Consider the following 8185-nt stretch of genomic DNA (forward strand, 5'->3'; position numbering starts at 1 on the left):
AGCGTGCGTGTGGGGCGGCGGTCCAGTCGCGCACCGCCTGCCGACATCGGTATGGACAGACCACGCAGCCCTGCAGACCCCATTACTGCGCGTTGCAGCGCCCCGTCGCTCTGCCGTTCAAGCATCCCACGGCATGCTCCGACTGCAGGATTGAGGGCGCTGCTGCAGTGCAGACGTGCGCCCGCCTGCCGATATCGGTGATGTGCGACAGCCGTCGGCCACCGTCGTCGCCATTCCATCTACCCGGCCGCGAGGGCATCAGCACATGGCAATCGGCAATCACGCACAGCGGTCGCATTGGGTCCGGACTTGAAAAAAACGCGCCACTGCCGCCTACAATCGGGGGCATCTGTCGTGTCCGGGTTGTCGCGCATGTCCGTTTTGCCGTTCCTGATCATCGAAACCGGCCACCCCGTGCCGGAGATGAAGCGATACGGCCGCTTTCCGCACTGGATCCGCGTAGCGGCCGGGCTGGCCGAGCGCGAGACCGTGGTGATCGATGTCGCCAATGGCGACGACCTGCCAGACCGCGGCCGCTTTGCCGGCATCATCATCAGCGGCTCGGCCGCGTTCGTCACCGACCGCGCGGACTGGAGCGAGCGCAGTGCGCAGTGGCTGCGCGACGCCGCCCATGACGGCAAGCCGTTGCTGGGCATCTGCTACGGCCATCAGCTGCTGGCCCACGCGCTGGGCGGCGAAGTCGACTACAACCCGGCCGGCCGCGAGTCCGGCACCATCGCGCTGGAGCTGCACCCGCCAGCCGAACAGGACCCACTGTTTGCAGGCCTTCCGGCGCAGTTCCCGGCCCATGCCACCCATCTGCAGACGGTGGTGCGCGCCCCGGACGGCGCCATCGTGCTGGCGCATTCGCGTCAGGACCGTTGCCACGCCTTCCGTTGGGGCCGGGCTACCTGGGGCGTGCAGTTCCACCCGGAGTTCGCCACCCACCATATGCGCGGCTACGTCCGCGCGCGCGCTGAATGCCTTGCCCGCCACGGCCACTGCGCGCGCACGGTCGCCCGCGAGGTCACCGCCGCCCCGGTCGCCCGCAAGTTGCTGCGCCGGTTCGTGCATCACGCACGCGGCCTGCAAACAGTGAACGCTCATCCCGCCGCGCACACGTAAAAGCGGCGATAATCGCGTTACGCCGGATGGTCCGGTGCGTATCGATCCGGAATGGGAATGAGCGAAATTCGCAAGGTGCCGGCATCCGCTGGCGCAGAATGGCTGTTGACCGGTTTCTCGCTGTTGAAGCGGGCGCCGCTGGCGCTTGGCTCGCTGGGGGTGATCTGGAGTGTGGCCGCCTCGCTGGTGGTGTCGCTGTCGGTGCTGGTGCCGCTGCTGGGCCCGGCGCTGCAGTTCCTGCTGGTGCTGGCCGGCCCGTTGTTCATGGGCGGCATGCTGTGGGCGATCCGGGAGGTCGACCAGGGCCGCATCGCCAAGCCATCGCATCTGCTGCACGGCCTGCAGGACGGCCGCGCGCCGCATCTGCTGGTGTCGCTGCTGCCGCAGCTGATCGCCGGCCTGCTGTTGGGCGTGCTGCTGCTGGCGATGATCGGCGCCAGCGGGCTGCAGCAGTTGTCCGAGGTGATGCTCAAGATCAACCAGATCAGCCAGTCCGGCGCCCAGCCGGACCCGGTGCAGATCGAGCAGCTTGCGGCCAGCCTGCCGGCCGGACGCATCCTGTTGTGGCTGCTGCTGACCATCGCCACGTTTGCGGCGATGACGCTGGCGCTGTTCGTGATGCCGCCGCAGGTGATGTTCGACCGCAGCACCGGCGGCCACGCGCTGCGCGAAAGCCTGCGCGCCAGCCTGCACAACCTGCCGGCGATGCTGGTGTTCTTCGTGCTGGCCTTCATCGCCATCTTCGCGATCTATTTCGCGGTGATGATCGTGGCGCTGATCGTCGGCCTGGTGGCAGGACAAACGGTAGCGATGTGGCTGGCGCAGCTGTTGCTGATGGCGGTGCTGATGCCGGTGTTCGCCGGCTCGGTCTACGCCGCGTGGAAGCAGATGTTCACCCACGAAGGCGCCACCGCCCAGCCGACCCCACCCTCGCGTCCGGATGTGTTTGCGGCCTGATCCCGAAACCGTAGAAGCGCACCCGGGCGCGATGAAGCTTTCCTGGGAATGCCCGTCGCGCCCGGGTGCGCTCCTACGAAGGCGATTGCATACACACGCACGATCGCGCTGCACACATTGCGCTAGATCGTTCGCCTCCTGCGATGCATATAAAACATGCGTGCCGACAGCGTGATAACGAAGCTTGGCAAGATTAGAAACACAAGACCAAAGATCCAGCCGAACAGGTAAGCAACTGTCATTGCCGCTCCATCGCTGGGGTTGAATGGATGCTCGTATGCCCACGCCACTGACAGCATCGCCAGGCGCCAGCACAGCAACGTACCAAGAGCGAGTACAAGCGCCTGAATCAGCAGACGGAACCTGGCTGCAGAGCGCAGTAACCCTGAAAAAACACCAGTCGCGATGCCGACAATGAGCCAGGGAAGATCATAGGGATTGTCCATGACTGCGAAGATAGGCGCGGATCATGGGGCGACAATGAAGTCCGCGAAAATCTCCGCGCCTGAATCGAAGGTCCTACAAAGCGATGGCGGCTTGAATGAACTGTCAGGTGCCAGGCCGGTTGCTCGCAAGCAGGCGCGCCAGCAAGTTGTAACCAACGTCTGCCAGTTCCACCTCGGGAATGGACGCCAAGTCGTCGAGGCAACCCGCCGGATAGTCCTTGAAGGTAAAAAGGCTACCGCACACCCATGCGCCAGGCTCCTGGTCTTTGCGGGCGTCATCGAGAGTTACCCTCAATGAGCCGTCGGGTAACTCGGCGAGACTGCACAGAACAGCCATGTCTTTCACCGTGGCTTTCTGGGAGCTCTCCATGGCGGTTAGCCTTCCTTCGGCCCCACGGCACGCGAAGCGATGATGCCCAGTTCGTAGAGCAGGCACATCGGGATGGCCAGCATCAGCTGCGAGACCACATCCGGCGGGGTGAGCACGGCGGCCAGGATGAAGATGCCGACGATGGCGTAGCCGCGGCCTTCGCTCAGCTGCTTGGGGCTGACCCAGCCCAGCAGCACCAGGATCACCAACGCGACCGGCAATTCGAAACTGGCACCGAAGGCGAAGAAGATCGCCAGCACGAAATCCAGATAGGAATTGGCGTCCGGGGTAATGGCGATCACGTCCGGCTTGAACGTGGTCAGGAAGTGGAACACCGCCGGCAACACCAGGAAATACGCGAACGCGCAGCCGATGTAGAACAGCGCCACCGCCGAGGCCAGCAATGGAAATGCCAGCTTCTTCTCACGCTGGTACAGGCCGGGCGCCACGAATGCCCAGGCCTGGTACAGCAGCCATGGCACGCTGACGAAGACCGCCACGAAGAAGGTGAGCTTGAGCGGGGCGAAGAACGCGCCGGCCGGGTTCATCGCGATCATGGTCTGCCCCAGCGGCAGCTGCGAGATCAGCGGCGCGGCCAGCCAGGAATAGATCGCACGCGAGAACGGCAGCAGCGCCAGCAACACCACGCCCAGACCGATCAGCGCGCGCACCAGACGCGCGCGCAACTCGACCAGATGTTCGATCAGACTGCTCTCGGCCTGTGCGTCGTCGAACAGGCTCAAGGCGCCTTCTCCCGGGTGCTGCTGCCATCTGCGGTCGTGGGCACGGTGTTGCCCTGCGCATTCACCGGTGTGGACGTCAGGCTGCCGTGCGGTGCCGGCACCAGCGTCTGCCGCGGCGCGGGCGCAATCGGCTGTGCCTGGGCAATGACCGCAGATGGCCCCGGCACGTGCGCGTGCGGCTGCGCGCTGCCCGGCTCCAGCACCACCGGCGCATCGGCAGGCAACTCCAGCGGCGCGGCCACCGGCGTGGCGCTGGCGCGGATGTCGACATCGCGGCCGATCTCGTCGTGCAGGCCGCGCGCCTGCTCATGCAGGCCGCGCGCACCTTCTTCGACCTGCTGCTGGGTGTTACGCAGTTGCCCTTCGGCTTCGCGCAGCGAGGCCTGCACGTCCTGCAGGCTGCGCTTGAGTTCTTCGGCTTCCAGCTCGCGTTCGAGCTCCTGCTTGACCGAATCCCATTGCATGCGCGCACGGCGCACCCACAATCCGGCAAAACGGGCCGCCTTGGGCAAACGCTCGGGACCGAGCACCACCAGGGCGACGATCGCAATCAGCGTCAGTTCGCCAACACCTATGTCAAACACCGACGCTGCTCCGGATCAGCGCGCGTCGCGGTCGCGTTCGGCCTGCGCCTCACGCGCCTGCTCGGCAGTCCGGGAGTCGTCGCCGAGCTTGCCGGCCGGCTTGTCGTCGTCGTGCATGCCTTTCTTGAATTCCTTGACCGCGCTGCCGAGATCCTTGGCACCGCTGGTGAGCCGCTTGGTACCGAACACCAGCAGCACGATCACCAGCACGATCAGCCAGTGCCAAATGCTGAAACCGCCCATGATCCGCTCGCTTGCTGAAAAGAAGGAAGACGCAGGATACCCCAGCGCACCGCGCAGGGGGATGACAGCCGGTCAGCGGTTGCCGTCTAGTGATTCGGTGCGGATTTCGCCATCGGACACCGGCTGGAACCCCTGCTGCGGGGGCGGCGTGGTGCTGGGCTGCATCGGCACCGTGCTGGCCTCGTTGGCGGCCGGCGGCGGCGGGGCCGATTGCGCTGCAGGGGCCGCGCCTGGCGCGCGCGCTGGCGGAAGGGGTGCAGTCTCGTCGCTGTCGCCATCGCTGGTGCGATTGGCGCGCGCGGTGTAGGTGACCTCTTCCAGACGGTCGCGGAAGGCGATTACGTCGGTGGACGGGCGCTCGTTGGTACGGCCTTCGAAGATCATGCGCGGGGTGGCGCCGCCGCCGTAGGCGTTGAGGTCGGCGGCATCGTCGATCTGCAGCACCGCGCCATCCAGCGCCACGCCGGCAAACAAGCCGCGGGCGCGCGACCACGACCAGATTTCGGCCTTGAGCTGGCCGTCGGTGGCGGCGGCGGCATTGCGGCCGACCGGGCCGGCGGCCACGCCGGCATCGGCGCCGAGGGTGAACTTGCCGTTGACGATGTTGTCCAGGCTGCGGTCGTTGCGGAACACCAGCACCACGTCGGAAGACTGCACGCCGGCCTGGAAGCCGATGCTGCCGCCGGTGAGCTTGACGAACACCGGCTGCGACCAGCTGCCGTCGGGGTTCTTCATCGACATCAGGCCGTGTCCGCGGCGGCCGCCGATCACCAGGCCGGCCTTGAGCGTGTCGGGGATGACCACGATGGCGCGTGCCTCGTCGAGCAGTTTGTCCGGAATGGACTGCTCGGGAATCTTCATGATCTCGTTGAGCACCCGCACTGCGTTACGCGCGCGCTGATCCTCTTCCGGGCCGGCGACGGCGTGGCCGGCGGCGAGGGTCAGCGACAACAACAGGGCCAGACGCGACAGACGAGGCATGACAAGCTCCAAAGGACGATCCGTCAAAGATAGCAATGCCGCGACGTTAGTGCCGGCGCAATGAATCGGTGGTGAGCGCAGCCGGCGGCAAGACGCCGCAGATCGGGACGATCGATACGCTGTCCTCGGCAGTGCTGCCCGGCTCTGCCAGAATGGTCGGCATGAACACCCCCCCCGATACCGCCCTGCTGGTCGTCAATCTCGGCACCCCCGAATCGCCCACCGCCCCGGCCGTGCGCCGCTACCTGGCCGAGTTCCTCAGCGACCGCCGCGTGGTGGCGATCCCGCCACTGTTCTGGAAGCCGCTGCTGTACGGGGTGATCCTGCCGATCCGCGGCCCCAAGTCGGCGGAAAAATACGCCAAGGTGTGGCTGCCTGACGGCTCGCCGCTGGCGGTGTACACGCGCCGCCTGGCCGAGGGCTTGAAGGACGCGATGCCCGACTGGCAGGTGGAATGGGCCATGCGTTACGGCGAGCCGGCCCTGCGCAAGACGCTCGATGGCCTGCGCGCACGCGGCATCAAGCGCATCGTGGTGTTGCCGTTGTATCCGCAGTATTCGACCACCACCACCGCCTCGATCCAGGACGTGGTGGATGCATGGCGGCCCAGCGCACCGGAGGTCGAGGTCCGCGTGATCCAGGACTATTGCGAGGACGCCGGCTGGGTGGCGGCGATTGCCGATTCCATCCGCGCGCACTGGCAGGTACACGGGCGCAGCGAGAAGCTGATGTTTTCCTTCCACGGCCTGCCGCAACGCGTGGCCAATGCCGGCGACCCATATCCGCAGCAATGCGAGCGCAGCGCGCAGGCGATCGTTGGCGCGCTCGGTCTGGGCCCGGACGAATGGCAGATGGGCTACCAGTCGCGCTTCGGCGCCGAGCGCTGGCTGCAGCCATATGCCGAACCGACGCTGTGGGCGCTGGCCGAAGGCGGCGTACGCAGCTTCGATCTGGTGTGCCCGGGCTTTGCCACCGATTGTCTCGAAACGCTGGAAGAAGTGGCCCTGGGCTTTGCCGAAACGCTGGCCGAGCGCGGCGCCACGCTCAGTTACATCCCCTGCCTCAACGCCGCCCCGCCGCATGCGCAGGCGCTGGCCGCACTGGCGCGCCGCGCGTGAGGTTGGAGCCGTTTGCGTGCGAGCTGGCCATCGGGTGTGTCACCGGCTTGCGCAGCGCCCAACGCGGGCCTCGCCGGGTGCTGGCCTTGCACGGCTGGCTCGATAACGCAGCCAGCTTTGTCCCGCTCAGTGCGCATCTGCATGCACCCGATCTGGATCTGGTGCTGCTCGACCTGCCCGGTCATGGCCACAGCGCGTGGCTGCCGATAGGCGCCGAGTACACGCTGAGCAGCGCGATCCATCATCTGCTGCAGGTCGCCGATGCATTGGGCTGGGACCGCTTCACCTTGCTGGGCCACTCGCTTGGCGGCGGCGTCGCCAGCCTGATGGCCGCTGCCGCGCCGGAGCGTATCGCCGCCTTGGTGGTGATCGAAGCGCTGGGCGCGTTGGCCGAACCGGTGGAGAGCACCGCCGAGCGGCTGCGCGACTCCGTGCGCTCGACCCGTACCCTGGCGCAGCGGCCGCTGCGTGTCTTCACCTCGATGGAAGCGCCGGTGCGCGCCCGCATGATGGCCAATCAACTGACCGAGCCGGCGGCGCGCCTGCTGGTGGAGCGCGGCCTGCGCGCGGTCGAAGGCGGCTACAGCTGGTGCACCGACCCGCGCCTGACCTTGCCCACCGCCATCCGCATGACCGAAGCGCAGATCGACGCGCTGCTGGCCTCGATTGCCTGCCCCACCCAGGCCATCTTCGCCACGCCGGGGCAGCCGTATTTTTCGCCGCCCCTGCGCGATCACCGTGTGGCCATGGTCCCGGACGCGCGCCTGCACCTGCTGCCGGGCACCCACCATGTGCATATGGAAGCGCCGCAGGCGGTGGCGGCGGTGATCGATGGGTTCTGGGAGACGCTGCCACATGCGTGATGCAGGCCTGTCTGGTGGGCAGACCAGCTAACGCAATGGCAGATCACGCGCGCGTGGTCGCTGCGATTGAATCCTTCGCGCCGTGGAATGCGCCGTGGACGTTTTTCGACACGGTGCACGCGACCGCGGACTTGAATGCGGACGATCGCCTGTTGTTGCAGCAGGTGTGGTCGGTGGCGTGTCGCGCCGATGCGTGGACGTCGGGCCATACGCTGGATGCAGGTGCGGCGGCAGCGAACAGTGCCCTGACAACCCACTTCGCCTGGCTGTCACCGCAGGCCTGCCGGCAACTTGTCAGGGCTGCGTCGTACGCGTGGCGCTGACCACGCTGTGGCCCTTCGCGTGATCGGCATGAGGCAGCCATCGTGCTGATGCTTGCAAGGGCCGCGGCAGCCGTGATCTTGCACAGCCATGCCGGTCTTACTCGGCCTGCAACAACCGCCGTAACTGCGCCTTGAGTTGGCGACCGTGTTCGTGGAAGTAGCTGCGCTCGTCGCGCCAGGCAGGGAAGCGCCGTTCCACTTCGGCCCAGAAGGCGGGCGAGTGATTGGCCTGCAGCAGATGGCAGAGCTCGTGCACCAGCACGTATTCGAACGCGGACGGACGCCCGAGGACCAGCGCCAGGTCCAGCGCCATCGAGCCGTCCGGGGCCAGCGAGCCCCATTGCGAGGACATCACCTTGAGCCGCAAACGCGTGGGCGGGCGCGGCAAGCCGGGCAGATACGTGGGTAACCAGCGGCCAACGTCGGCGCGTG

12 protein-coding genes are annotated in these 8185 nt (G+C 66.8%); 5 read left to right on the forward strand and 7 right to left on the reverse strand.

Features of this window, described 5'->3' with window-relative positions; genetic code table 11:
- Positions 1 to 372: 372 nt before the first annotated feature.
- Positions 373 to 1125 carry a glutamine amidotransferase gene (locus tag Y887_RS12785; RefSeq protein ID WP_046964699.1) on the forward strand — a complete coding sequence of 251 codons (753 nt, stop codon included), beginning with the start codon at positions 373 to 375 and terminating at the stop codon, positions 1123 to 1125.
- A 57-nt stretch (positions 1126 to 1182) separates the two neighbouring features.
- Positions 1183 to 2082, forward strand: coding sequence for a BPSS1780 family membrane protein (locus tag Y887_RS12790; protein WP_046964700.1), 900 nt, complete (start codon positions 1183 to 1185; stop codon positions 2080 to 2082).
- Between the two features lie 122 nt (positions 2083 to 2204).
- On the opposite strand, the gene Y887_RS12795 is transcribed toward Y887_RS12790, so the two are convergent.
- The 6 genes from Y887_RS12795 to Y887_RS12820 form a co-directional block, all read right to left on the reverse strand.
- Positions 2205 to 2528, reverse strand: coding sequence for a hypothetical protein (locus Y887_RS12795; protein ID WP_046964701.1), 324 nt, complete (start codon positions 2526 to 2528; stop codon positions 2205 to 2207).
- A 103-nt stretch (positions 2529 to 2631) separates the two neighbouring features.
- Entirely contained in the window at positions 2632 to 2898 is a 267-nt protein-coding gene (locus Y887_RS12800) for a hypothetical protein (protein ID WP_046964702.1), read from the reverse strand.
- A 5-nt stretch (positions 2899 to 2903) separates the two neighbouring features.
- The gene (gene tatC / locus Y887_RS12805) at positions 2904 to 3641 is read right to left on the reverse strand and encodes a twin-arginine translocase subunit TatC (protein WP_046964703.1); all 738 of its coding nucleotides are present in this window, start codon (positions 3639 to 3641) and stop codon (positions 2904 to 2906) included.
- Positions 3638 to 4225 carry a Sec-independent protein translocase protein TatB gene (gene tatB, locus Y887_RS12810; protein ID WP_046964704.1) on the reverse strand — a complete coding sequence of 196 codons (588 nt, stop codon included), beginning with the start codon at positions 4223 to 4225 and terminating at the stop codon, positions 3638 to 3640. Before tatB ends, tatC begins: the two co-directional genes overlap by 4 nt.
- A gap of 15 nt (positions 4226 to 4240) precedes the next feature.
- Positions 4241 to 4468: a Sec-independent protein translocase subunit TatA gene (tatA, locus tag Y887_RS12815; RefSeq protein WP_003484969.1), complete on the reverse strand. Its 228-nt coding sequence runs from the start codon at positions 4466 to 4468 to the stop codon at positions 4241 to 4243.
- A gap of 72 nt (positions 4469 to 4540) precedes the next feature.
- Entirely contained in the window at positions 4541 to 5449 is a 909-nt protein-coding gene (locus Y887_RS12820) for a lipid-binding SYLF domain-containing protein (protein WP_046964705.1), read from the reverse strand.
- Between the two features lie 152 nt (positions 5450 to 5601).
- On the opposite strand from Y887_RS12820, the gene hemH reads away from it, so the two are divergent.
- The 3 genes from hemH to Y887_RS12835 are packed head-to-tail and all read left to right on the forward strand — an operon-like array spanning position 5602 to position 7753.
- Positions 5602 to 6567, forward strand: a complete 966-nt coding sequence (hemH, locus tag Y887_RS12825; RefSeq protein WP_046964710.1) for a ferrochelatase — start codon at positions 5602 to 5604, stop codon at positions 6565 to 6567.
- Positions 6564 to 7430 carry an alpha/beta fold hydrolase gene (locus Y887_RS12830; protein WP_104612181.1) on the forward strand — a complete coding sequence of 289 codons (867 nt, stop codon included), beginning with the start codon at positions 6564 to 6566 and terminating at the stop codon, positions 7428 to 7430. The genes hemH and Y887_RS12830 overlap by 4 nt, the downstream gene beginning before the upstream one ends.
- 35 nt (positions 7431 to 7465) lie before the next feature.
- Positions 7466 to 7753, forward strand: a complete 288-nt coding sequence (locus tag Y887_RS12835) for a hypothetical protein (protein WP_046964707.1) — start codon at positions 7466 to 7468, stop codon at positions 7751 to 7753.
- A 97-nt stretch (positions 7754 to 7850) separates the two neighbouring features.
- Here Y887_RS12835 and Y887_RS12840 read toward each other — a convergent pair.
- On the reverse strand, positions 7851 to 8185 hold a 335-nt coding region (locus Y887_RS12840), incomplete at its 5' end, for a YgjP-like metallopeptidase domain-containing protein (protein ID WP_046964708.1).

The organism is Xanthomonas pisi DSM 18956 (assembly GCF_001010415.1).
Taxonomy (GTDB): domain Bacteria; phylum Pseudomonadota; class Gammaproteobacteria; order Xanthomonadales; family Xanthomonadaceae; genus Xanthomonas; species Xanthomonas pisi.